Origin of the sequence: Micromonospora sp. WMMD1102, from assembly GCF_029626265.1 — a bacterium.
Classification (GTDB): Bacteria; Actinomycetota; Actinomycetes; order Mycobacteriales; family Micromonosporaceae; genus Plantactinospora.
In genome coordinates, this window is record NZ_JARUBN010000001.1 from 1,457,046 (window position 1) to 1,480,804 (window position 23,759).

Consider the following 23,759-nt stretch of genomic DNA (forward strand, 5'->3'; position numbering starts at 1 on the left):
CCGGCGTCTACCGCTGGCTGGTTTCGGGGCCACGGGCATGGCCGGAAGGCCGGAGCGGAACGCTCACTCCGAGCCGTCCGCGTGGGGCCGGCACGCGCTCGCTGACGACCCGGTGGGCAGGCGGGTGCCGAGGTCGGCGAGTAGTTCGTCCAGGACGTCCGGCGCCGCCCAGCCGTTCACCGCAACCCGGCCGGAGGCGCCGACAACGATCTCCAGCCGGTCCGGCGTCGACGCCAGGCCGGCAAGGGAGTCGGCCATCCGATCGGTGAGCAGGACGAACTCCTGGTTGGTCGAGCCGACCCAGGGCCGTACCCGGTCGATCCGGTCGGCAAGGAACGGGCCGGCCACGAGCAGGTCGGTCTCGCCGAGTAGGGCGGCGACGTCGTCGCGGCCGGCCTCGGCGGCCCGGTGGAGTTCGTCGGTGCGGTAGCCGGTGAACGTCATCACCGAGCGGCCCGCCGCACGTACCCCGGAGGCCACCCGGGACAGCGCGGCCGCCTGGTCGAAGGGTTCACCGCCGAGCAGCGTCAACCCGTCCGTCCCCGCGTCGAGTACGCGGGTGACCAGTTCGGCCGGCGCGACCGGCTCACCGCCCCGGACGCTCCACAGGTGTGGGTTGAAGCAGCCGGTGCAGCGGATCGCACAGCCCTGCACCCAGACCGCCGTACGTTCGCCCGGTCCCTCGGCCCGGGTCGAGCCGAGAAACCGGGCCATCGACACGAGGTCCGGTGAACCGCTCGTTGCCGGAGTCCGCCCGGACTCAGACATCGAGAATCCGCCCCTGGGCCCACGGTCCGGAGTCTGACGGCCGTCGGCCGGTCGTCCCGGGCGGGATACAGACCAGCAGGTCGCGTACCCTGACGAACTCGTGCGGGGCCAGTTCGGCGACCGCCCCGAACTCCTCGACGCTGCCGAAGCCCCGCCGGGCGTGCCGTTCGGCCAGCACCCGCCGCACGCGTTCCGGATCGAATCCTGGTAGCGCGGCGAAGTGTTCCGGCCCGGCGGTGTTCACATCCAGCGGACCGGCTGGCTGCGCCCCTGCCCCTGGACCGCTCGGTGACACCAGTCCGGGCGCGACCGACGGAACCGGTTTGGCGGAGATCGGCGGGACCGCCGCCGGTCCCGGACCGTAGTAATGCTGTATCGGCGGCGCGAGGCCGGCCGGTAGTCCCGACACGTTCGGCTGCCCGTCCGGCGCGCTGGGACGGCCGGGTGCCGTTGCCGGCTGTTGAGCATGCCAGGGCACGTAGTCGGCCCGCCAGCGCAACCAGGACGAGTTGATCATCAAGGCGTGCGCCAGACTGGCGACCCAGACGGCCATCAGGCCGCTGATCAGCCAGCCGTTGGGCTCCTTCTCCGGACTGCCCGCCGTGCCGAAGAGGAAGCAGGCCCAGCCGAGCACCAGGTAGACGACACCGGCGATCCACCACTCGGGTCGCCGGGCCCGGAGCCCGACGTAGAGGAATCCGAGCCCGTTCAGGCAGCCCATGCCGACGATCGAGAGCAGCAGCCACCAGCTGTGCAGGATCCGCCAGCGGATGGTCGGCCGTGGCCGGCCGGCAGCGGAGGAGACGGATGGGCCGCCGTCAGGCATGGTCGACACCGCGCAGCTCCTGTTGGTCTGCCACGTGCACGTTCGGCTGGTCGTACTCCGCCGTGTAGGCACTCCGTACGGTGCGCGCCTCCAGCAAGTCCTCCAGAATCCCGATGTAGTCGAGACATGCGGCGCCGGTCAGTCCCACCGTCTCGGCGCTGACGGTGCCGTCCGTGGCGACGGTCACCACGATCCAAGGCTCAGCCTGCACAGTGGCCCTCCCTCCCGACGGCGAAGACCAGGCGTACGCCGGCGTCCTCGGTGGCCGTCTCCGACTCCAGCACCAGGCCGGCGGCAGGTGCCCGATCCCGGAGCCGATCGAGTACGGCCCGCTGCACCTGCCGCCCGTAGCCGGCGTCGACAGCGCGGACGATCTCGACTGCCCGGGATTCGTCGACCTGGCCGGTGAAGTGCGCAGACCATACCCCGTCCTCGCCGCGGGCGAAGCCCGCCCGTATGCCGTCCCACGCCGCCGTGATCTCCTGCGGGCCGGCGGTGACCGCCGCGCCCGTCTCCCGGAGCGCGTCGGCGAGCAGCTTCTCGTCGCGCATCCGGGTCTGCACCCGGCACACGACCTGGCCGGCCTCGTCCCGGGCGGACTGTGAGCCGTGCGCGGCGGCGACCGCGGCCACGGCCAGCGGGATGAGAATCAGCGACACACTCACCAGGGCCTCCTCCCTCGACGTCGAACAGTGGCTCTAGTACTCGATGATCCGGCCACCGCTCGCACGCGGTGGAACTCCGTCCCGACCAGGACGGAGTGGAGCCGCCGGAGGGGTGCCGGCGTCCTGGTCCTCGGCGGCGGTGGCGGCCACGGCTCGGGTCGCGGCCCATGCGCGTAGCGCGTCGATCCGCTCCGCCTGGGTCACGCTGAGCGGGACCATGTTGACGACGGCCCGGACCAGGTCGTCCCGGGTCAGTGGTCGCCGGGCGGAGAAGGCCTCGAAGAGCCCGCCGACGACCGCCTGCTCGATCTCGGCCCCCGAATAGCCCTCGGTCAACCCGCAGAGTTCCATGAGCTGGGTGTCGTCGACGAGGAGGGAGCCGGCGACGGCCGGGTTGCGGAGCCGCCGGTTGAGGTGGACGGTCCAGACCGACATCCGCTCGGCCCGGGTCGGCAGGTCGACGAAGAAGATCTCGTCGAACCGGCCCTTGCGGAGCAGTTCCGGCGGCAGCCGTTCGATGTCGTTGGCGGTGGCGATGACGAAGACCGGCCGGATCTTCTCCTGCATCCAGGTGAGGAAGGTGCCGAACACCCGCGACGAGGTGCCCGAATCCCCCGCCGCGTCGGGCGCGAAGCCCTTCTCGATCTCGTCCACCCACAGAACGCACGGGGAGGTGGCCTCGGCGGTCCGGATCGCGGTGCGAAGGTTCTGCTCGCTCGACCCGACCAGGCCGGAGAAGACCCGGCCGACGTCGAGGCGCAGCAGGGGCAGTTGCCAGGCCGCCGCGATGGCCTTCGCGGTCAGCGACTTGCCGCAGCCGGGTACGCCGGTGATCAGCACGCCTCGCGGCGCCGGCAGCCCGTACTCGGCCGCCGCCGCCAGCCAGGCGCCGTCCCGCTTGGCCAGCCACCGCTTGAGGGTCTCCAGGCCACCAACGTCGGCAAGGTCGATGTCGGCGTCGACGAACTCCAACAACCCCGCTTTGCGTACGGCCTGCCGCTTCTCCTCGTGCACCACCGGAAGGTCGTGTACGTCGAGTACGCCGTCATTGACGATCGCACGGGCGAAAGCGTTCTCCGCCTCGTGCAGGGTGAGTCCGACGGCGGCCTTCGCGAAGCGTTCGCGCCCCAGTTCGTCGAGCCTGACCTGGATCCGGCCGCTGGTGGAGTTCGCCGCGATCAGTCCTTCGAGTACGAGGCGGATCTCGTGCTCGGTGGGCAGCGGGAAGTCGACGATCGCCACTTCCCGGTCCAACTCGACCGGGATGCGCAGTACGGGCGACACGAGTACGAGGGACCGGGGTACGGGACCCGCTTTGAAGGCCGACGCCACGTCCCGGAGCCGCCGGATGATCCTGGGGTCGCCGGGACGCTCGGCCGAGCCGAGGTGTGGGTGCAGGTCCCGCAGGATCACCACACTCGACTCGTCGAGCCGGAGCGCGGCGCCCAGGGCGTCCATCGGCTCGGTGGTACCAGTGCGCGTGGTGCCGTCCGGCCCGACGAGCCCTTCGGTTGCCGACCAGGTCCAGACCGCCCGGGGCGTGCGGACCAGTGCACCGTCCCGGGCGACGGCGGTGACATCCGCGACGACCCGGTGCTCCTCGTACGATTCGATGTACAGGATCGGAAATCGTGCCTTGAACAGCTGCGCCAAATGATCCCGAAAGCACGTCGGCACCGCTGTTCCCCCCGTCCGGTCAATGTCGCGGCCCAGCTCGGCTGGCAGCTGCCCGGCGAGACTGTAGCAACAGTGGCCAAGGACTCGCGCCCGATCAGGCGTGCCCGCACCCTCCTCGAGGGGCGGGGCGGGGCGGCGGGGCGCCGAAGGTCGGCTGGTCAGGGAGTCAAGCGTCCGTTAGTAACTCTGGGCCCGGGGTGCCGTTGAGGGGGTGGTCACCCGATAGCCTCCGCCGTGCTCGGCGGCGGAGTCGACGGTTCCGGTCCGGGGGTGCTGGCACTCGGCTGCGGACCCAGGACCTCGCTCACGGTGATGGTGGCACTGCCGCTGCTCTGGTAGGCCTCGGTGGCCAGGATCTGGTAGTGGTGCGTGCCCAGTTGCAGACCGGACTGCGTCCACGCGTCGAAGTGGTTGCCGACGGTGATCGTGCCGCCGACGCGCTTCTGCCGCCGGACGCTCCAGTACTGGTAGAAGGTCGCGATGCCGTCGATCGACGGCTGGTTCACCCGCAGGCTGCGGTAGATATCGTAGGTGCCGCCGTCGCTCTGGATCGTCCCGAGCCGGCTGGCACCGGCGGTGGGAATCAAGGTTCCGAACGTCTCGACCACGTAGTACTCGACCAGCGGGTTGCGGGTCCAGCCGTACAGTGCCAGCCAGCCGTTGCCGTTGCTGCGCCAGGTGCCGGAGTAGCTGACCACGCGGCGGGCGCCGGGGTTCCAGCCCTTGCCCACGATCGTGTTGTTGGTGCCGTTGGCCCACTGGACCCGGTAGCTGCCGGCGGCGCCCAGCGTCATCGTGACGTTGCCGCTGTCCTTCCAGTACGAGAAGAAGTACCCGTTGTGCGTGCCCTCCTCGTTGGCGGTGACGGTCCGGTCGGCTTCGGCGTGGGCGGGTCCGGCCACGGTCACCGCGGTCACGGCCAGCACGACGGCGCAGGCGCCACCGAGCAGCCGCCGCACTCGGCCACCCCGCTGCCGCACCGGCCGGACGGGAATCTCGGTCATCTGTACTCCTGCCTCGGCCGGGCGACCAATGTGGAGGTCCGAGAGCCGACTCAGTGATGAAAGTCGATGTCTGGGGATTGGTCACAGTATTCGGTCGAGTCCGTGACAGTGTCAACAACTTCCGGAAATCCCCCGGAAATTTCCATCGGGTGTCACCGCAGGTTCCCGGCGTGGAACCAGGCGATGTAGTCGGCCACGCCGGCGGCGGTGTCGTTATAGCCGCGAGCCGCGAGCCGCGCGGGACGCGGTGCGAGGGTCGGCGGTCGAGGAGCGGTTGCCTGGTGGCCACCCTGAGCAGGCAGCGGTAGATTCGCCGGCACACCGGGCTCGACGGGGGGTTGACGGCGGATGGACGCCAGCACCGAGGAGTTGCGGGACGCGCACGGTCGAGGTGGCGCGGCGTGAGCACCCCGGCTTCGCGTACGAGGTCGCCGACCTGCGGGAGCTGCCGTTCGAGGACGCTCCGCTGGCCGGGGTGGTGTGCTGGTTCTCGTTGATCTTCCTCGCGCCGGACGCCAGGACACCTGCGTTTGCCGAACTGGGCCGGGTCGTCAAGCCGGGCGGATATCTGGTGACGGCCTTCAAGCACGGCGACGGCAGCCTGCGCCGCAACGGGCCCAGCACCGAACTCGGGGTCGACTTCGACCGGTACCGGCTCTCGGCTCGGGAGATGGCGGAACGCTTCGTCGCCGCCGGGTTCGCCCTGGTCTTCCAGGGCAGCACCCCGCCCGAGGAATCAGGGCCGCCGTACGGGTACATGCTGGTCCGCAGGACCGACCTCGGAAGCGGGCAGCTGTAGCCCTGCGCAGCGGGTCAGTGCGGTGCTGCGGCAATCAGTGCGGTGCTGCGGCAAGCAGTCGGCGGGCCTCGCCCGCTCCGATCTCGGTACGCGCGCCGCAGAGCGGGTTGGTGCAGTAGAGCGCGTGCTTCGTCCGGACCCGGAACAGCGGTACGAAGAAGAGGCTGAACCGGGTGGTCTCCCGCACCAGCAGCATGCCGCCGGAGTGATCGCAGACCCGGCAGGCTCCCGGGACCACTCCCAGCCGCTCCGACCTGGTGCGCAAACCGAAGATCAGAAACATGCGGTACTCCTGTTCGCCCCGATCGCGTCCGGGGTGGGTCCACCAGACTCTTCCAGGGTGGTACCCCGATGAGAGCCGGCTCAGCCCTGGACGGTTCACCCAGGTGGGCCAGGATCGCGCCGCGCCCCGACCCGCCGCGCCCGACCCGCCCCTCGTTCCGCAAATGGCTGTTCGGCTGCATGCCGGTTGACTAGCATCCGGCCCCGTGACGATTTACGAGACCGAGCGGTTGGTGGTCCGCGACTGGACGCTGGAGCCCGACGACCTGGCCCGGGTCTACGACACGTACTCCCGGCCGGAGGTGGCCCGCTTCCTCAACGCGCCCTGGTTGCCGCTGCGCGAGCCGGACGACGCCGCCGAGACGGTACGCCGCTGGCACGCCCGCAACGCCGGGTTCGGTGCCGGCTACGGCATCTGGGCGATGCAGCGCCGGGACGACGGCCGGGTGGTCGGCACGGTACTGCTGAAGCCGATGCCGGGACGCGACGAGGCGAAGCTGACCGACGATATCGAGGTCGGCTGGCACCTGCACCCCGACTCCTGGGGGCACGGCTACGCCACGGAGGCGGCCCGGGGCGCGGTCGAGCGCGCCTTCGCCGCCGGGGTGCCGGAGATCTACGCCGTGGTGGCGCCCGGCAACGAGGCGTCGATGGCGGTCGCCCGTCGGCTCGGGATGGCCGCGATCGGCCGGCGCACCGACTGGTACGGCGGCGAGGAACTGGAGACTTTCCGGCTCAGCCGCCCCTGACCCGGGTGGGATCAGCGTGCCCGGAGCGGCCGGACCCAGCCGAGGAAGCGGGCGAACAGGGCCGCCGGCTCGGGGCCGGGATGTGGGTTGAGCCGGTACAGGTCGGCGGTGGCGGCGAAGAGCGCCGCACCGAGGTACACGTGCAGCCCGACCCGGTCGTCGCGGTAGTCGGTCAGCAGCGCCAGCCGTGCCACCGCGCACGGCCACGGATGACCACAGGTCCGGCACATCCACAGTGGACGTAACGGCAGGTGTGGCCGGGCGCAAGACGGACGGTTTGCCGGAGTCACGCCGGAAACCGCGTCGGCAGCCGGGCCGTCGCCGCATCGCCGCCCGGTTCGCGGTCGGACTTACTGACCGGCCCCCGGTTGGTCGGGCGTTCGCGGAGACGGTCGGGCGGCAGGTTCGCACCGATCCGAGGCCCCGCCGGGTACGCCGGATGCGCCCCAGGCCCCGCCGGGTACGGCGGCACCAGTGGTGGCGGGTCGAACCGGTCCGGACACGGCCACCGGTAACCACAGCGGCAGTGCCGCCACCACAGCCGGCGCCAGTTCCGCCGGTGCAGCGGGGCGTACCGGACGGGTTCGGGTTTGCCCCGCACCAGTGACCACATTGGACCGCGACCTCCTCGGGCTGGGAACCCGGGGCCGGCTCGGGCAAGGACGAGTTGCGAGCCGGTCCCCGGGAGCGGGACGCCCACCGGGCCTGTCCCCGGGAGCGGTGCGCCCACCGGTTCGATCCCAGGAGTGGGGGCCCACCGGGTTCGGGTCCCGGTTTGCCGTCGGGCGCGTTTCCCGGGTTCCAGTCTGGTGATCGGGTGACTACTCTCGGAAGTGTCGATCCGAGCACCCGGGTCGCTGTCCGGGATGCCCAATCCGCAGGTAAGGAGCCTGTCCGTGGCCGAATCTGGCACACCTACGACCCTCGGTCTGTTCGCCGGAGAGTTACGCCGCTTTCGCGGGGTGGCCGGGCTCTCCCAGGACGGCCTGGCGCACCGGATCAACTTCTCCTCGGCACTCGTGGCCAAGATCGAGCTGTGCCAGCGCCGCCCGACCCGCGAGTTCGCCAAGCGCTGCGACGGCGTACTCGACACCGGTGGTCTGCTGGAACGCATCCAGGCGGTGCTCGGCCCGGGGCCGGTGATGCCGTGGTTCCGGCACTTCGTGACCGCCGAACAGGAAGCCACCGACATCCGCTGCTTCGAGCTGTCAGCGGTTCCGGGCCTGTTGCAGACCGAGGCGTACGCCCGCGCGCTGCTGGCCAGCGGTGGGCTGCTCACCGCCGAGCAGGTGGAGGAGCAGGTGGCGACCCGGCTGGCCCGGCAGGAGATCCTGACCCGCCCCGACCCGCCGATGTTCACCGCCGTGCTGGACGAACGGGTGCTGCACCAGCCGGTCGGCGGCGCCGAGGTGATGCGCGAGCAGCTCCGGCACATCGCCAACCTCTGCGCCGAGCAGCCCCGGGTAAGGATCCAGGTCGTCCCGACAAGCGTCGGTGCGTACGCTGGCCTGAACGGCCCCTTCGTGATCGTGACCCATCCCGGCGGCGACGACATCGCCTATCTCGACGACCAACTCGACGGGCGGTTCGTCGAGCGTGGCGGGGACGTCAAGACCGTCCAGCAGCTCTGGGACTCGGTCCGGGCCGAGGCGCTGTCCCATCAGCAGTCCATCGAGATGATCCGGGAAGTGGCGGAGTCATGGAACTGAACGGTGCGCTCTGGCGCAAGAGCAGCCGCAGCAACGGCCACGGCGGCAACTGCGTGGAGGTGGCGGGAAACCTGCCGGAGGTGGTCGGCGTGCGGGACAGCAAGGACCCGACCGGTCCGGTACTCGCCTTCACCGCACCCGCCTGGCGCTCCTTCCTGCGTACCCTCAGGTCTCGCTGATCCGGCTGCCGGACCGGCCGTGACACCACCGGGCCAGCACGACGCCGCGGTGGTGTCACAACATGTCACCCGGTGGGCCCGCCGGGCCGGCGGGTTCCTCCGGCGCATACAGCAATTCCGTCGCATACAGCTCTTCCGTCGCGTGCAGCTCAGCCGGCCCGTGCTGCTCAGTCGATGCCGGCCTGGGCCTTGCTGCACGCGGTGTCGGCCTGGCGTAGTGCCGTGCTCAGCCTGCTCTCGTTCCTGTCCCGGGCAGCGTCGAACATGTCCTGTGCCCGCCGCATGCACGGCAGCAGGATGTCGCGTTCCTTGGTGACGTCGGAGAGGTTGTTCTTCGTGGTGGTCAGCTCGGTGTTGAGATCGCTTACCTTCTTCTCGGTCTCGGCGATCTTCGCGTCCCGTTGCGTGACGATGTCGCGCTGCTCCTGAAGCTGGGTGTTGAGGTCCGATCTGGTTTCGCGCAGCTCACCGCGCTCGTTGAAGTACAACCCGAAGCCGACTCCACCGAGGACGAGCAGCGCGACCGCCAGGATCGCGAGGAGCAGCGGGGCGCGGCCGCTGAACACGGACGGCGCCCTCGGCGGGTACGACGACCCCGGAGTCTCGGCTGCCGCCATGCCGGGTGTATAGGGCATACCCGGGTTGTTCGGCGGGCCAGCGGCATACGTCGTGCCCGGCGCATACGGTTGCTGCGCCGGAAACGCCTGCGTCGGCGGTGCCGAGGTGGGCGGTACCGATGTCGGCGGGGCAGCCGCCGGCGACACCGACGGGGCCGGAGCGACCGGCTGCGTGGGTGCCTGCGGGTAGGCGCTGCCCGGGTGCGGCTGGTGCGGCGGGTACGGCTGGTGCGGCTGCTGGGGCGCGGCCGGTGGACGGTACTGGGTGTCATCCGGCCCGTACGACGGGTACGACATGGGTTTCCTCCGCGATTGTGGTCAGCAGACGTTGAAGGTCGCGCAGGCGGCCCGGATCGGTACGGCGAGCCCGATGCCCTCCGCGTCCCGGGCCTTCGCGTCGGCGATCCCGACGACCTCCCGGCGCGTGTTGACGACCGGCCCGCCGGAGTTGCCGGGATTGACCGGTGCATCGAACTGGATCATCGACCCGGGTCCGTCGGGCCGCTCACGAACCGCACTGACCACGCCGGTCGTGACGGTCTGGGAGAGGCCGAGTGGCGTGCCGACGACCAGGACGTTCTCGCCGGGATCGGGTTCCTCGGCGGCAGCCGGCAGTCCGGTCAGCGCGGTGTCGACCCGCAGCAGCGCGATGTCCTGCGACTGGTCCACGTCCGCGATCTGCGCGGTGTACCGCTTGCCGTCCCGTTCGAGCTTCACCGACCTGCCGTTCCGGGCCCAGACCGGCTCGATGACGTGAAAGGCGGTCAACACGTTGGTACGCCCGGTCGCGCTGGCCTTTCCGACCGCGAACGCACTGCCGGTGAAGTCGTCCGCGATCACCTGGAAGACGCTGGGCAGCACGGCGGCCGCGACCGCCTGCGGGTCGAAGTCCTGCTCGTTCTGCTTCTCCACCGAGCTGAGCCGACCGTCCATACTGTCCAGTCGTTGGTCAATACCGTCCGCGGCGTTCTCCGCGTCGCGCTGTGCCCGGGCCACGTCGCCGCGCAACTCGTCGATCTCACCCGCCTGCACGAAGACGATCACCGCGAGCCCGATCAGGGCAGCCGTGGCTGCTACCGCGGCGGCCCAGCGCAGCCCGGTCGCCCAACGGAACGGCCTCGGCGGCCGGGGCGGAACCGGACCGGCCGGGTACGGCAGCCCACCCGTCATGGTGCCCCCATTCGACTACCCGCTGTTTCGCCTGCGTCATCGAGCGTATGAATCGGGTCGGTTGGGCGGTGATGGTCGTTCGACCACCATCGGTACCCCGGATGTGACACGCGGCGATAGCATGAGCCGCGTGCCGGGCCCGGTGGAACAACGGCTCCTCCGTCGAGGGCTGATCTACGCGCTCGGTCTCCGCCTCGTCGTGATCGGTCTGTCCAGTGCGGTCTACCTCGCGCTCGCGCCGGTGCCCGACCGGGCAGTCGCCGTGCCCGTGGTGGCCGCCTTCAACTGCTGGAGCCTGTGCTACGCCGTGGCCCTGGTCCGGGGCTCCCGATCGGTCCGCCGCTGGCTGCCGCTCGCCGACGTCGCGGCGGTCTGCGCCGCCTGCCTGACCCAGCCCTGGACGGTCACCTCCGACCCGCGCGGCGGTGGGACCTGGATCTTCGTCGCCGTGAACCTGGTCGTCGTCACCTACCCCTGGCAGCTCGGCTGGCGGCTGCTCGCCGGGGCCACGGTCACGATCGTGGCCGCCTACTACGTGGGCGCGACGCTCGCCGATCCGGGCGGCTGGCTCGTCGACCCGTCGATCGGGCCCTGGACGGCCGCCGAGGCGGCGCTCTCGTGGGGGCTCTACCGATTCGTCCGGCGTGGTGCCCGGACCGCGGACCGGACCATCGCACGCGCCGCCGAGTTGCGGCACGCCGCGGCGGTCGCGGCGGCGCGGCGGCGCGACGAACGGGAGTACCTCGCGGCACTGCACGACACCGCAGCGGCGACGTTGCTGATGGTGGGCAGCGGCGTGGTCGACCGGACCGGGCCGTGGCTCGCCGAGCAGGCCCGCCGGGACCTGCGGGAGCTGCGGCGCTCCGAGGACGTGCTGCACGGCGAGGCAGACCTGGTCCCGCTGCTGCACGAGGTCGCCGACAACGCCCTTCCGCACATCGCCTGGCAGACTCCGGACGCCTTGCTGCTGCCGGCCGCGGACGCCGTGTCGCTCAGTCGCGGGGTGCGCGAGGCGTTGACGAACGTCGCCCGGCACGCCGGCACCGACCGGGCCGAGATCCGGGTGGAGTACGACGCCGAGCGGGTCACCGTGCAGATCACCGACCGGGGCCGCGGCTTCGACCCGGCCAGCGTCGGCAGCCACCGGTACGGGGTGACCCGGTCACTTGTGGAACGGATGATCCGGATCGGCGGTGCGGCGCGGATCCAGAGCCGTCCGGGCCAGGGTACGACCGTCACGCTCAGCTGTCCCCGTACCGTCCCGGACCTCGGTGGCAACGATCAGGAGATCATCGCCAGCTCGTTCCAACGCGGGCTGCGCTGGGCAGTCGTCGTGATGTCCCTGGCGATCCTGCTGCTTCTCGACCTGCCACGGCTGCTGTCCAGCGGCGAGGCGTACACCGCGTCCTGGCCCCAGGTCGTCACCTGGGTCGGTCTGGTCGCGGTGACCCTGGCGGTAGCCCTGGCCACCTGGCGCGACCGCCCGCTCGGCCGGTGGCGGCCGGTGCTGCTCGTGCTGGTCTTCGCGCTCTCCGCCCTGGCGACCGCGTCGGTGCGACCGGAATACCTGCTCGGCGCCGCGCACTGGTCGGAGGGGGACGCGGGCTGGCAGGTCGTGCTGCTGATGATGGACGGCCGGATCCCCGCCTTCGTCGCCGTCCTCGCCGCCCACTACCTTCTGACGTTCGGGCAGGCCGTCGCAGCCGGTGAGGCCGCCCTGAGCGTCGCCGGTGCGGTGAGCGCCACCTGGGCCGTACTCGCCTACCAGCTCGCGATCGCGATGATCGCCGCCGTCCTGCGGGGCATGGCGACCTCGACCGCCCAGGCCCTGCGCGCCGCCGAACGGGCACGTACCTCCGACGATGTCGCCCGGCACCTGCACGCCGACCGGACCAGCAGGCTGTCCGGGCTGGCGGCCACCGCCGTACCGCTGCTGGCGGGCCTGGCCTCCGGCGAGCTGGACCCGGGTGACGAGTCCGTGCGCCGGAGGTGCGCTGCCGAAGCCGCCCGGATGCGCCGGCTCATCGCCACCGACGGTGCCGCCGACTCGCTGTCGCACGAGTTGCGGGCCTGTATCGAGCAGGCCGAGCGCAACGGCGTCGCGGTCTCCTTCGCGGAGTGCGGCACCCGCCCCGAGCTGCCGCCACTTGTCTGCCAGCGGCTCGTCGAGCCGGCCATCGCCGCCCTCGCCACCGCCCGTGGCAGGGCCCGGCTCACGGTCGCCAGCACCCGCGAGACGGTGCCCGTCAGCGGCATCCGCGAGACGCTGCCCGTGAGCAGCGCCGGTGAGACGGTGCCCGCCCGCGGCACCCGCGAGACGGTGTCCGCCCGCGGCACCCGCGAGACGGTGTCCGTGAGCAGCGCCGGTGAGACGGTGGCCGTCAGCGGCATCCGCGAGACGGTGACGGTCAGCGTCGTCGCCGCGTGTTCGGCCCCGCCACCGATGCCCGACGGCGACGGGGTCCGGCAGTCCAGGACGGTCGTCGGAGATCGCCTGTGGATCCAGGCCGCCTGGCAGGGAGAACGATGATCACTGCGGTAGTCGTGGACGACCATCCCGTCGTCGTCGCCGGGGTGCGCGCCTGGTGTGCCCTGGCCGACCCGCCGATAAGCGTCGTCGCCGCCGGCCCGACCGTCGCCGTCGCCTGGCTCGACCCGGGCGACCGGGCCGACGTCGTCGTCTTCGACCTCCAACTCGACGTCACCGGCCCCGCGTACGGCGACCTGAAGCGGCTCGTCGACGCGGGTCGCCAGGTCGTCGTCTACAGCATGCGCAGTGACCGGGACAGCGTCCTCACCGCCCTCGACATCGGCGCCTTCACCTATCTGACCAAGGCCGAGGGGGAGGAGCACCTGGTGGCCGCCATCACCGCCGCCGCGGCCGGGACGCCGTACACCCCGCCCGCCCTTGCCGGTGCCTTCGGCACCGACGAGCGTCCGCAGCGCCCCCGGCTCTCCCCGCGCGAGCACCAGGTGCTGATCGAATGGTTCCACTCGGAGTCGAAGGAGATGGTCGCCCGCCGCCTCCGGCTCACCGTCCACCGGGTCAACTCCTGCCTCGAACGGGTACGCGTCAAGTACGCGAACGTCGGCCGCGAGGCACCCACCAAGGCCGCCCTCGTCGCCCGCGCGTTGCAGGACGGCCTGATCACCACCGACGAACTCTGACGGCGCCAGGACGCCGTCTGGCAGCCCGTGGCCGACGCACCGGCCCGCCGAGACGCGACCGGCTCTCGGCCGCTCGGTGTGGCGGGCTCTCGGCCGCTCAACGAGGCAGTGAGAGGGACCTCGGGGGCGAAGGGTCGAGGCTCCGGCGGACGTCCGGCGGCGGTCAGGGAGAATGGCCGGGTGAGTTCCCCGCGCGAGATCGTCCTGCTCGGCTCGACCGGCTCGATCGGCACCCAGGCGATCGACATAGTCCGGCGCAACCCGGACCGGTTCCGGGTGGTCGCCCTCGGTGCCGGTGGCGGCAACGTGGCCCAGCTCGCCACCCAGGCCCTCGAACTCGGGGTCGAGGCGGTCGGGGTGGCCAAGGCCTCCGCCGCGCAGGACCTGCAACTGGCCTTCTATGCCGAGGCGGGCAAGCGGGGCTGGTCCAGCGGCGACTTCAAGCTTCCGAAGATCGTCGCCGGGCCGGACGCGATGACCGAGCTTGCCGAGTGGCCCTGCGACATCGTGCTCAACGGCGTCGTCGGCTCGCTCGGGCTGGCGCCGACCCTGGCCGCGCTGCGCGCCGGGCGTACGTTGGCGCTGGCCAACAAGGAGTCGCTGGTGGCGGGCGGTCCGGTGGTGCGGGCCGCGATCCAGCGCCCGGACCAGATCGTGCCGGTCGACTCCGAGCACTCGGCACTGGCCCAGTGCCTGCGTGGCGGCAGCCGGGCAGAGGTGCGCCGGCTGCTCCTGACCGCCAGCGGCGGCCCGTTCCGGGGCCGGCGGCGCGACGAGCTGACCCGGGTCACGCCCGAGCAGGCCCTCGCGCACCCGACCTGGAACATGGGGCCGGTGATCACGATCAACTGCGCCAACCTGGTGAACAAGGCGCTGGAGATGATCGAGACGCACGAGCTGTTCGGCGTGCCGTACGACCGGATCGACGTGGTGGTGCACCCCCAGTCGGTGATCCACTCGATGGTCGAGTTCGTCGACGGCTCGACCCTGGCCCAGGCCAGCCCGCCGGACATGCGGCTGCCGATCGCGCTCGCCCTCGGCTGGCCGGACCGGGTGCCGGACGCCGCCGGTGCGGTCGACTGGACCGCCGGCCAGAAGTGGGACTTCGGCCCGCTCGACGAGTCGGCGTTCCCGGCCGTACGCCTGGCCAAGCAGGCCGGGATGGCGGGCCGCTGCCGTCCGGCGATATACAACGCGGCGAACGAGGAGTGTGTCGCCGCCTTCCTCGCCGGCCGGCTGCCGTTCCTCGGCATCGTCGACACGCTCGAGCGGGTGTTGGAGGCGGCCCCGGATTTTGCCGAACCGGGTAACGTCGAGGAAGTGCTCGCCGCCGAGTCCTGGGCGCGGGCGCACGCCCAGGAGATCATCGCGGAAGCGGTGGAAGGAGCCTGATGCTGTATCTGCTCGGGGTGGTGGCATTCGCCCTGGGGATCCTGATCTCGGTGAGCCTGCACGAGGCCGGGCACATGCTCGTGGCCAAGCGGTTCGGGATGAAGGTCACCCGTTACTTCGTCGGCTTCGGCCCCACCATCTGGTCCTTCCGGCGCGGCGAGACCGAGTACGGCCTCAAGGCCATCCCGCTGGGCGGCTTCTGCAAGATCGTCGGCATGACGCCGCAGGACGACGACGTGGACCCGGCGGACGAGCCCCGGGTGATGTGGCGGTACCCGCTCTGGAAGCGGACCGCCGTGATGGCCGCCGGCTCGGTGGCGCACTTCACCCTCGCCATCGTCACCCTCTGGTTCGCCGCGATCTTCATGGGACTGCCGAACCCCGACTACCCGACGAACACCGCCGAGATCCGCAGCGAGCCGGCCCGGATCGAGTTGGCGCCCTGCGTGGTCCAGCCGAACGAGCCCCGGGCCTGCCAGCCCGGCGACCTGGCCAGCCCGGCGGCCCAGGCCAACCTGCGCGACGGTGACGTGATCACGGCGATCGGCACCATCCCGGTGGCGAACTGGGGCCAGATGCTGGACGCCATCCGGGCCACCAAGCCGGGGCCGGTGGACGTGACCTTCCGGCGCGACGGCGCGACCCAGACCACCCGGGTCGACCTGGCCGAGGTGCAGCGTCCGCCGCAGGACCAGGCGGACGGCCCGGTCGGTCCGGTCTCGGCGCTCGGCGTGGGGCTCGGCACCCCGCCGACGGTCACCTACAGTCCGATCGGCGCCTTCGGTGCCACCGCCGACTTCACCGGCGACATGGCGGTCAACACCGCCAGGGCGATCCAGCGGCTTCCGCAGAAGATTCCGGCCCTCTGGGCGTCGATCACCGGCGAGGAGCGGGACATCGACACCCCGATCAGCGTGGTCGGGGCGAGCCGGCTCGGCGGCGAGGCCGTCCAGCACGGCCTCTGGGAGGTCTTCGTCCTCCTCTTCATCTCACTGAACTTCTTCATCGGCGTGTTCAACCTGCTCCCGCTGCTGCCGATGGACGGTGGGCACATCGCCATCGCCTGGTTCGAACGGGCCCGGTCCTGGCTCTTCGCCCGGCTCGGCAAGCCCGACCCGGGGCGGGTCGACTATTTCAAACTGATGCCCGTAACGTACGCTTTGATCCTGATCGGCGGTGCTTTCACGCTGCTCACCATCACCGCCGACGTGGTCAATCCGATAACCCTGATCCAGAGGTGAAGACAGTGACCGCCGTCAGCCTCGGCATGCCCGCCGTACCGCCGCCACCACTGGCGACCCGGCGGGCCAGCCGACAGATCAAGGTCGGTTCGGTGCTGGTCGGCGGTGGGGCGCCGGTGTCGGTGCAGTCGATGACCACCACGCTTACCGCCGACGTCAACACCACCCTCCAGCAGATCGCCGAGCTGACCGCCTCCGGCTGCCAGATCGTCCGGGTGGCGGTGCCGTCCCAGGACGATGTGGAGGCGCTGCCGGCGATCGCCAAGAAGTCGCAGATCCCGGTGATCGCCGACATCCACTTCCAGCCGAAGTACGTCTTCGCGGCGATCGACGCCGGTTGCGCGGCGGTCCGGGTCAACCCGGGCAACATCCGGCAGTTCGACGACAAGGTCAAGGAGATCGCGGCGGCGGCCTCGGCTGCCGGTACGCCGATCCGGATCGGCGTCAACGCGGGCTCGTTGGACAAGCGACTGCTGGCCAAGTACGGCAAGGCCACCGCCGAGGCGCTCGTCGAGTCGGCACTGTGGGAGTGCTCGCTCTTCGAGGAGCACGGCTTCCGGGACATCAAGATCTCGGTCAAGCACAACGACCCGGTGGTGATGATCCGGGCGTACCGGCAGCTCGCCGAGGCGTGCGACTATCCGCTGCACCTCGGGGTGACCGAGGCGGGTCCGGCGTTCCAGGGCACCGTCAAGTCGGCGGTGGCCTTCGGCGCGCTGCTCGCGGAGGGGATCGGCGACACCATCCGGGTCTCGCTCTCGGCCCCGCCGGTCGAGGAGATCAAGGTCGGCGCGGCCATCCTGGAGTCGCTGGGGCTGCGCGAGCGCGGCCTGGAGATCGTCTCGTGCCCGTCCTGCGGCCGGGCCCAGGTCGACGTCTACAAGCTGGCCGAGGAGGTCACCGCCGGTCTGGAAGGACTGCCGGTGCCGCTGCGGGTGGCGGTGATGGGCTGCGTGGTGAACGGTCCGGGCGAGGCGCGCGAGGCCGACCTCGGGGTCGCCTCCGGCAACGGCAAGGGGCAGATCTTCGTCAAGGGTCAGGTGATCAAGACCGTGCCCGAGGGGCAGATCGTGGAGACCCTGATCGAGGAGGCTGTCCGGCTCGCCGACGAGATGGGTGCCGAACTGCCCGAGGAGCTGCGCGACCTGGTCGTCAAGCCCACCGTCACGGTGCACTGACCGCGCAGCCGGCAACGACCCGGGGACAATGCCGACGGCGGTAGCCGAGGCCGGTAGCACAGGCGGGGCAGCTCGACAGTCTCCCGCTCGACCATCCCGCTCCCGGCTGGCCGGCTGGCCGGGCAGCGGGGTACCGCCTGCCCGGCCCGGCCTCGGTCGCCGCCCGGGCCCGGCTGGGAGCTATTCCGCCGACTCCGGGTCCGACTCGGCGAGGATCGCGTAGAGCTTGCGGCGGGTCTCGTCGAGCACCTGAGCGGCTCGCTCGCGCTGGTCGTCGGTACCGGTCATCATCACCTGGCGCAGCGCGTTCATCGCCTGGAAGCCGGCCTCCCGGATGTCGTGCCAGCTGTTGATGGTGTCCTGGGCGAACTCCGCCCACGGTGGCTGCGCGGCGGCCTGGGTTGCCTCCGCCTGCCCGGCCTCGGTGAGCCCGAAGCGGCGCCGTCCGCCGCCCGAGTCGGAAGTGCCGGCGATCAGGCCCTCGTCCTCCAGCAGTTGCAGGGTCGGATAGATCGACCCCGGACTCGGCCGCCAGGCACCCCCGGTGCGGGAGTCCAGCTCCTGGATCATCTCGTAGCCGTGCATCGGCCGCTCGGTCAACAGGGCCAGTACGGCGGCCCGGACGTTCGGCCGCCGCCCCCGGCCGCCGCCGCGCCCCCGGCCGCGACCGTGCCCGCCGCCCCAACCGGGGCCGCCCGCCGGGAAGCCGAAACCTCGCATCCGCGTCTCGTGCATCGCCTGGAATCCTCGATGCCAACCCATCTGAGCCTCCTCAATACTGTCGTTGATACCTCGACGATATATCGGCAAGCTATCGACGACAACGCGCCTGCTCGACAAGGACAGAGGGGTGACCCAAATCACGCTGCCGGCGTCGGCCCAGAAGGACCGACGCCGGCAGAGAGGCGTTCGGCTTACCCGGTGCCTGCGGTCAGGACGCCGTACAGGTCGCGGTGGGCAGGCTGTTGGTGCCGTTCCAGCTGCCGAGGAACCCGAACGTGGCGCTCGCGCCGGCTCCCAGCGCCCCGTTGTGCGCGGCGTTGGTCGCGGTCACCGCCGCACCGCTGCTGGTGACCGTCGCATCCCAGGACTGGTTCACCGTCTGGCCGTTGGCGAACGTCCAGGTGACCCGCCAGCCGCTGATCGCCGACGAACCGGCGGTGACCCGGACGCTGCCCTGGAAGCCACCGGTCCACTGGCCGACGATGCTGTAGGCCGCCGTACACGTGCGGCCGGAGGCCGGTGGGGTGGTGGCCGGCGGAGTCGGCGGCCTGGTGGTCGGCGGGGTGGTGGGCGGGCTGGTCGGCCCGCCGGTGCCCCAGCCGCCGGTGGTGTCCAGCCAGTTCGCCCGCTGGAACATCCAGTCGCGCATGTACTGCACCTGTCCCTGCCAGGTCGGCGAGGTCGGGGTGATGAACGGGCCGAGCATCCGGGTGCTCAGGTTCGGCCAGCGCTGGAAGTTCCGCTGCGCGGCGGCGGTCAGCGGTGCGGTCAGCCGGTCGATCCGGGCCTGGAGCTGGGCGTTGGAGAACAGTCCCCGGCGCAGTTCCTGCCAGCGCGCCTTGACCAGGTTGACGAACCCCGGATCCTGGATCAGCCGCTGGAACCAGTCGTTCGCGCTCGGGCTGCGGGTCTGTAGGTACTGCCAGCCGGCGATCTGGTCGTTCTGGAAGTAGCCACCCACCCCGAAGGTCAGGTCGAAGTCCCAGAGCGGCCCGGCGACGATCTTGCTGTCCCGGTCCTTGTAGAAGTACGCGCTGCGCAGGTACGCGTCCATGCCCCGGGTCAGCTCGTTGACGATGAGCATGTCCACCCAGGAGTCGACGTCGATGAACGAGGGATAACCGGTCGTCGGGTCGGCGAAGTTCGGACTTCGCAGCACGTCGTGGAACTGCTGGAGGTGTTGTCGGAGCCACTCGGCCTGGGCGGGTTGCAGCGGGTCCGGGTCGACCACCTCCAGGTAGTGCCAGCAGGTGGCGTCGGCACCCTGGCAGGGCAGGATCGGCTCCTCGGCCGCCAGCCACTCGAACTTGAAGATGTAACCTCCGGTGATCTTCGGCAGCGTGACGTCCTCCTCGTCGAGCTGCTTCAGGTCGAGCCGGTTCTTCGAGTTCTTGATGGTCTCGATGATCAGATAGACCCCGAGGTAGTCGTTCGCGGCCACCGGGTTCGCGTCGGTGTTCACATACACCTCGGCGAAGGCGTAGCGCGAGGCGTAGAGGCCCATGTCCTGGCCGAGGCCGTGCACGAAGGCGTCCCGGATCAGCGCCTTGTCGGTGTACGGCCCGCGCAGCACCCAGTCCGAGTCCGCCGGCATGCCGAGCAGCGGCAGGTCGACGTCGTCGTCCGCGTTGTCCCGCAACTCCAGCCGGTACGGCGTCTTCGGGAACGTCGCGCTGGACTGTCCGCGCAGGTGGAAACCGCCCCGGCTGACCAGGCTCGGCGCGGCGGAGAGCGAGGTCGTCTCGTTCGTCGGCGAGAACTGCATGACGGCGGTGTCGACGTACTCCCGCCCCGGTGCGCCGGCCCCGTACGCGTCGAGCAGGAGTACCGGCAGGTCGTGGGCGGTGTTGACGGCGCGGGCGACGTACATGGCGGTGCCGGGTTCGCCGGTCGGGGCGCCGTTCAGGTATGCCTGGGCCCGCAGCTGGGTGCTGCGGGTGAAGGTCAGCGGGGTGCCGGCGTAGACCGGCGAGCTGGCGACGGGCGGTTGGCCGTTCGTGGTGTACCGCACCTCCGCCCCGGCCACCGTGCTGCCCAGTGCGACCGAGACCTGGCCCTGGAAGGTGCCGCTCGGCACCGAGAAGGTGATGTCGCCGGTCGGGTCGGCCTGGGCCGCGACCGCCGCGTCGGTTGCGCCGCTCGCGGGCGGGGCAGCCGCCCCGCCGCCGCTCCGCGTTGACGTGTCCTGGGCGGCCGGGACCGGCCGGTCCGACCTGTCTTCGCGGGCCTGGGCGGGTCCGGCCGCCGGGCCCAGTGCGGCGGCGACCAGGACGCCCGCCAGCAGATAGCCGAATCTGCGCATCTTCCCTACTCCGTTCCGGTGCTGCTCGGGGGACGGACCGTGCTCGCCACCAGGCTGAAGTCGGCTCGTTCGACTTCGGACCGGGCGGGCTGGCCGTCGGTGGGGGCCCCGATGAGGGTGAAGTGCCGGCGCAGGGTTCGGCGCCAGGGCGCGGACGGCAGCTCCGGTCGGAGTGCGGCCAGTCCGGTGGCGTACTTGGAGATCCGTACCGGCCGGTGGCCGCGCGCCCAGAGCAGGCGGTCCACGCAGGACGCGGTGGAGCCGGTCTTGGTCTCGATCACCGCCAGCTCGGGAAGCCGGAGCGGACCGGAGTCGTCCTCCCAGGTCAGGTCGGTGTCGATCGTCACCCGGCTCACCGTGGCGGCGAGGAAGAGCGTGCTGCGCCGGTAGCGGGTGACCAGGACCGGGGCGAAGACCCGGTCGCCGACCTCGATCGACTCTCTGGCCAGTACGTCGTCGACGAACTGCCGCCCGGGGGAGAGGCTCGTCTCGTGGTCCGGCCGGTACGGCAGCCGGTCCTTGACGGTGTTGCCCCGGGGGCCCTGGGTCTTCACCTCCAGCCAGCACTCCGCCGAGTCGAGGTAGGTCCGGGTGCGCACCTTGAACCGGCGCCGACGGCGCTGGGCGGTGAGCAGATAGCTGGTCAGCTCCGGGGTGTCGAAGTAGACGGAGCGGTAGCCAAAGCAGCGCTGCCCGTCGATCTCCAGGACCATGGTGTCCGGCCCGACCTGGCTGACGACCGACCGCGCCTCGTCGATCGGAAGGACGTACTTGCGGTCCACCCGGGTCTGCAACGCGGCGCGTTCGGTGAGTTCGGCGAGTCCGATCGACTCGAGGTGCGCCGGTGGGGCGCAGCCGGCGGCGGTGGTCATCGCGGCACCCCGCTGGTGGCCACCTCGGCGTTGCGGACCGCCCGCTGTACCGCCGGGTAGGAATACCGCACGTCGACCAGGGTGGTGTCGTTGACCAGGTCGAGGCGCTGGACGCTGGCCGAGTGCACCCGGGCGCCGAGCTTCTGTTCGAGGTAGGCGACCAGCGCGACGTGGTCGGTGATGGCCGAGTCGAGGAACATGCTCTGCCGCCGGTAGCTGCGGAACAGCCGGGGGTGGTCGCCGACGAACATCACCACCAGGATCAGGGTCATCATGGTCGGGACCTGCCAAGCCGGCCCGCCGCCGAGGGCGGAGAGGATGCCGAGGGCCAGCGCGGAGAAGTAGTACGCCACCTCGTGCTGGTCGAGCTCGGTGGAGCGGAGCCGGATGATGGAGAGCACCCCGAAGAGCGCCAGTCCGAGCCCCAGGCCGGTGCCGGCGCTGCTGGTGCCGAGCGAACTCGCCACCGCCATCACCCCGATGTTGACACCGAGGTACGCGGCGACCAGGTCTCGGCGCCGGTGGCGGGGGAAGTAGAGCCCGAACACGAGCAAGATCACTGCGACGATGTCCGCCGCAAAGAGGGCGAGTTGGGGCATGGGTCCTGTCCTCCTGGATATCATCCGGTGGCCGGTAGGTAAACGGACGCCGGCTACCAGATTACATCGAAGGACTTCGATACTGACCCGTGACCTTCGCTAACACCTTGTAACAGGTTTTATTTAGTCCTGTCTATCTTATGGGGCATCGCGGGACGCACGGCACGGCGGCCCCGCCCGGTGGGTCCGGGCGGGGCCGCCTACGCCGGTCCGACTTGACCGGTCGGGCCTCGGATCAGACCGAGCCGAAGACCGAGAGCCCGGGAAGTGCCCGGTCGCCGTAGTCGAAGAGCGCCTGGTTCTCCCAACCGTTGCCGGAGGACGGGTTGGTCGGGTCCCAGCCGTTGCCGGAGACCGCCGTCCAGGTCGGCTCCCAGTAGAAGACCCCCAGCCCCCGTCCGTTCGGCACCGAACGGACGACGTCGAAGACCGCCCGCAACGCGTCGGCCTGGCCCTGCGGGGTGGCCGGATAGCCGCCGGCCTGTTGCAGCGAGGAGTTGAAGATGTTCGGCTCGCTGTCGTCGGCGTTCAGGGTGAAGCCGTACGCGGTCTCGGCGACCAGCACCGGCTTGCCGTACCGGGCGGCGAGGTCGTTGAGGTTGGCCTGGAGGCTGCTCAGCGAGCCGTGCCAGTAGAGGTAGTGCGACACCCCGATCACGTCGAACGGCACACCCCGCGAGACGGCCTGGTCGAACCACCACCGGTGCTGCGAGTTGTTGCCGCCCTCGGCGAGGTGCAGCAGCACCTGGGTGGAGCCGTTCACCGCCTTCACCGCATTGCCCCCGGCGGTGAGCAGGGCGGCCAGGTTGGCCCAGTTGTTGCTCCGCCCGTCCGGCCAGAGCATGCCGTCGTTGATCTCGTTGCCGACCTGCACCATGTCGGCCGTCGTACCCTGCGCCTTGAGGGCGCTGAGCACGTCGTACGTGTGGTGGTAGACCGCGTCCCGGAGCTGGTTGAAGTTGTAGCCGCTCCAGGCGGCGGGCTTGTTCTGCTTGCCCGGGTCGGCCCAGCTGTCCGAGTAGTGGAAGTCGATCAGCAGCCGCATCCCCTGCGCCTTGACCCGGCTGGCCATGCTCAGCACCCGGGCCTTGTTGTTGTAGCCGTCGGCGGGGTTGACCCAGACCTTCAGCCGGGCGTAGTCGACGCCGCCCGCGCGCAGCAGTTGCAGCGGATCGCGCTGGTTGCCGGCGGCGTCCCGGTAGATCCCGCCGCGGTCCTGGCTCTTGAGCAGGGTGGAGACGTCGGCGCCGCGGATCGAGATGCTGCCGCCCGGATTCCCGGTGCCGCCCCCGGTGAACTCCACGTCGTCCACGTTGATCCAGTTGCCGGCCCGGGCGTCCGAGACCACCGCGGCCGTGCACTGCCCGCTGCTGACCTGGGCGGTCACCGAGATCTGGGTCCAGTTGGAGGTGGTCGGGATGTTCGCCCGCTGCTCGGCGCCGCCGCAGTTGCGCAGCGCCAGGTACGCGGCGACCTGCCCGCCGCCGGAGCGGACCCAGGCCCGCAGCGTGTACGACCCGGAGCCCAGCCCGGTGAGCTGCTGGTACGTCTCCACCCGGTAGGCGCCGGAGGCCCAGTGCGACAGCCGGTAGTTGCCGGAGCGCCCACCGGCCTCGGTGAAGCTGGCACTCTGCTGGCCGGAGCTGGACGACTCGGACCAGCCCGGCGGGCTCTGGCTGGCACCCGACGACTCGAAGCCCGGGTTGGTGATGGTGGCGGCGGCGCGGACCGGACCCGGTGCGGGGCCGGCGACCAGACCAGCGGCGAGCAGTACGGCGCCGAGAGCGGCGGCGGCCGTACGGAGCGGATGGGACGGACCGCTCATCGGGATTCCTTCCG

23 protein-coding genes and 1 pseudogene are annotated in these 23,759 nt (G+C 71.0%); 9 read left to right on the top strand and 15 right to left on the bottom strand.

Going from position 1 to position 23,759, the window contains the following annotated elements; all coding sequences use genetic code 11:
* Positions 1 to 63: 63 nt before the first annotated feature.
* The 6 genes from O7626_RS06675 to O7626_RS06700 all read right to left on the bottom strand — a co-directional run bounded on the left by O7626_RS06675 (position 64) and on the right by O7626_RS06700 (position 4,940).
* Positions 64 to 768 carry a 4Fe-4S single cluster domain-containing protein gene (locus tag O7626_RS06675; RefSeq protein ID WP_278060284.1) on the bottom strand — a complete coding sequence of 235 codons (705 nt, stop codon included), beginning with the start codon at positions 766 to 768 and terminating at the stop codon, positions 64 to 66.
* Entirely contained in the window at positions 761 to 1,594 is an 834-nt protein-coding gene (locus O7626_RS06680; protein WP_278066077.1) for a helix-hairpin-helix domain-containing protein, read from the bottom strand. Before O7626_RS06680 ends, O7626_RS06675 begins: the two co-directional genes overlap by 8 nt.
* Positions 1,587 to 1,805 (bottom strand): DUF2997 domain-containing protein, encoded by a 219-nt coding sequence (locus O7626_RS06685; RefSeq protein ID WP_278060285.1) that lies wholly within the window; start codon positions 1,803 to 1,805, stop codon positions 1,587 to 1,589. The genes O7626_RS06680 and O7626_RS06685 overlap by 8 nt, the downstream gene beginning before the upstream one ends.
* Positions 1,795 to 2,259, bottom strand: a complete 465-nt coding sequence (locus O7626_RS06690; RefSeq protein ID WP_278060286.1) for a hypothetical protein — start codon at positions 2,257 to 2,259, stop codon at positions 1,795 to 1,797. The genes O7626_RS06685 and O7626_RS06690 overlap by 11 nt, the downstream gene beginning before the upstream one ends.
* 33 nt (positions 2,260 to 2,292) lie before the next feature.
* Positions 2,293 to 3,912 (bottom strand): AAA family ATPase, encoded by a 1,620-nt coding sequence (locus O7626_RS06695; RefSeq protein WP_278060287.1) that lies wholly within the window; start codon positions 3,910 to 3,912, stop codon positions 2,293 to 2,295.
* Between the two features lie 239 nt (positions 3,913 to 4,151).
* Positions 4,152 to 4,940, bottom strand: coding sequence for a glycoside hydrolase family 11 protein (locus O7626_RS06700; RefSeq protein WP_347404755.1), 789 nt, complete (start codon positions 4,938 to 4,940; stop codon positions 4,152 to 4,154).
* A gap of 385 nt (positions 4,941 to 5,325) precedes the next feature.
* On the opposite strand from O7626_RS06700, the pseudogene O7626_RS06705 reads away from it, so the two are divergent.
* Positions 5,326 to 5,739: pseudogene (locus tag O7626_RS06705) on the top strand (class I SAM-dependent methyltransferase); the annotation flags it as partial.
* A gap of 34 nt (positions 5,740 to 5,773) precedes the next feature.
* Here the strand turns inward: O7626_RS06705 and O7626_RS06710 are convergent.
* A complete protein-coding gene (locus O7626_RS06710; RefSeq protein WP_278060288.1) occupies positions 5,774 to 6,022 on the bottom strand; it encodes a zinc-ribbon domain-containing protein in 249 nt (82 codons plus the stop codon).
* A gap of 205 nt (positions 6,023 to 6,227) precedes the next feature.
* Here O7626_RS06710 and O7626_RS06715 point away from each other — a divergent pair, with 205 nt between their 5' ends.
* Positions 6,228 to 6,770 (top strand): GNAT family N-acetyltransferase, encoded by a 543-nt coding sequence (locus tag O7626_RS06715; RefSeq protein ID WP_278060289.1) that lies wholly within the window; start codon positions 6,228 to 6,230, stop codon positions 6,768 to 6,770.
* An 11-nt stretch (positions 6,771 to 6,781) separates the two neighbouring features.
* Here the strand turns inward: O7626_RS06715 and O7626_RS06720 are convergent, their stop codons facing one another.
* Positions 6,782 to 7,000, bottom strand: a complete 219-nt coding sequence (locus O7626_RS06720) for a hypothetical protein (RefSeq protein WP_278060290.1) — start codon at positions 6,998 to 7,000, stop codon at positions 6,782 to 6,784.
* A gap of 666 nt (positions 7,001 to 7,666) precedes the next feature.
* Here O7626_RS06720 and O7626_RS06725 point away from each other — a divergent pair.
* Together O7626_RS06725 and O7626_RS06730 are read left to right on the top strand one after the other, a co-directional pair.
* Positions 7,667 to 8,479, top strand: a complete 813-nt coding sequence (locus O7626_RS06725; protein WP_278060291.1) for a helix-turn-helix transcriptional regulator — start codon at positions 7,667 to 7,669, stop codon at positions 8,477 to 8,479.
* Positions 8,470 to 8,658 carry a DUF397 domain-containing protein gene (locus O7626_RS06730; RefSeq protein WP_278060292.1) on the top strand — a complete coding sequence of 63 codons (189 nt, stop codon included), beginning with the start codon at positions 8,470 to 8,472 and terminating at the stop codon, positions 8,656 to 8,658. The genes O7626_RS06725 and O7626_RS06730 overlap by 10 nt, the downstream gene beginning before the upstream one ends.
* Positions 8,659 to 8,825: 167 nt before the next feature.
* Here the strand turns inward: O7626_RS06730 and O7626_RS06735 are convergent, their stop codons facing one another.
* A complete protein-coding gene (locus tag O7626_RS06735) occupies positions 8,826 to 9,275 on the bottom strand; it encodes a hypothetical protein (protein WP_278060293.1) in 450 nt (149 codons plus the stop codon).
* A gap of 318 nt (positions 9,276 to 9,593) precedes the next feature.
* On the bottom strand, positions 9,594 to 10,445 hold the full coding sequence (locus O7626_RS06740; protein WP_278060294.1) for a serine protease: 852 nt from the start codon (positions 10,443 to 10,445) through the stop codon (positions 9,594 to 9,596).
* A gap of 130 nt (positions 10,446 to 10,575) precedes the next feature.
* Here O7626_RS06740 and O7626_RS06745 point away from each other — a divergent pair, with 130 nt between their 5' ends.
* From O7626_RS06745 to ispG, 5 genes are all read left to right on the top strand, one after another.
* Positions 10,576 to 12,975, top strand: a complete 2,400-nt coding sequence (locus tag O7626_RS06745; protein WP_278060295.1) for an ATP-binding protein — start codon at positions 10,576 to 10,578, stop codon at positions 12,973 to 12,975.
* Positions 12,972 to 13,613, top strand: coding sequence for a response regulator (locus O7626_RS06750; protein WP_278060296.1), 642 nt, complete (start codon positions 12,972 to 12,974; stop codon positions 13,611 to 13,613). The genes O7626_RS06745 and O7626_RS06750 overlap by 4 nt, the downstream gene beginning before the upstream one ends.
* A 180-nt stretch (positions 13,614 to 13,793) precedes the next feature.
* Complete coding sequence (gene dxr / locus O7626_RS06755; protein WP_278060297.1) at positions 13,794 to 15,005, top strand: 1-deoxy-D-xylulose-5-phosphate reductoisomerase; 1,212 nt, start codon at positions 13,794 to 13,796, stop codon at positions 15,003 to 15,005.
* Positions 15,005 to 16,246, top strand: coding sequence for a site-2 protease family protein (locus O7626_RS06760; RefSeq protein ID WP_278060298.1), 1,242 nt, complete (start codon positions 15,005 to 15,007; stop codon positions 16,244 to 16,246). The genes dxr and O7626_RS06760 overlap by 1 nt, the downstream gene beginning before the upstream one ends.
* Positions 16,247 to 16,251: 5 nt before the next feature.
* Complete coding sequence (gene ispG / locus O7626_RS06765; RefSeq protein WP_278060299.1) at positions 16,252 to 17,424, top strand: flavodoxin-dependent (E)-4-hydroxy-3-methylbut-2-enyl-diphosphate synthase; 1,173 nt, start codon at positions 16,252 to 16,254, stop codon at positions 17,422 to 17,424.
* Between the two features lie 180 nt (positions 17,425 to 17,604).
* Here ispG and O7626_RS06770 read toward each other — a convergent pair whose 3' ends face one another.
* The 5 genes from O7626_RS06770 to O7626_RS06795 all read right to left on the bottom strand — a co-directional run bounded on the left by O7626_RS06770 (position 17,605) and on the right by O7626_RS06795 (position 23,745).
* Positions 17,605 to 18,186: a PadR family transcriptional regulator gene (locus O7626_RS06770; protein ID WP_278060300.1), complete on the bottom strand. Its 582-nt coding sequence runs from the start codon at positions 18,184 to 18,186 to the stop codon at positions 17,605 to 17,607.
* A 169-nt stretch (positions 18,187 to 18,355) separates the two neighbouring features.
* Positions 18,356 to 20,449 (bottom strand): CotH kinase family protein, encoded by a 2,094-nt coding sequence (locus O7626_RS06780; protein ID WP_347404756.1) that lies wholly within the window; start codon positions 20,447 to 20,449, stop codon positions 18,356 to 18,358.
* A gap of 5 nt (positions 20,450 to 20,454) precedes the next feature.
* Positions 20,455 to 21,321, bottom strand: coding sequence for a polyphosphate polymerase domain-containing protein (locus O7626_RS06785; protein WP_278060301.1), 867 nt, complete (start codon positions 21,319 to 21,321; stop codon positions 20,455 to 20,457).
* The gene (locus O7626_RS06790) at positions 21,318 to 21,881 is read right to left on the bottom strand and encodes a DUF4956 domain-containing protein (protein WP_278060302.1); all 564 of its coding nucleotides are present in this window, start codon (positions 21,879 to 21,881) and stop codon (positions 21,318 to 21,320) included. Before O7626_RS06790 ends, O7626_RS06785 begins: the two co-directional genes overlap by 4 nt.
* Before the next feature lie 274 nt (positions 21,882 to 22,155).
* Positions 22,156 to 23,745 carry an arabinogalactan endo-1,4-beta-galactosidase gene (locus O7626_RS06795; protein ID WP_278060303.1) on the bottom strand — a complete coding sequence of 530 codons (1,590 nt, stop codon included), beginning with the start codon at positions 23,743 to 23,745 and terminating at the stop codon, positions 22,156 to 22,158.
* Positions 23,746 to 23,759 lie beyond the last annotated feature (14 nt).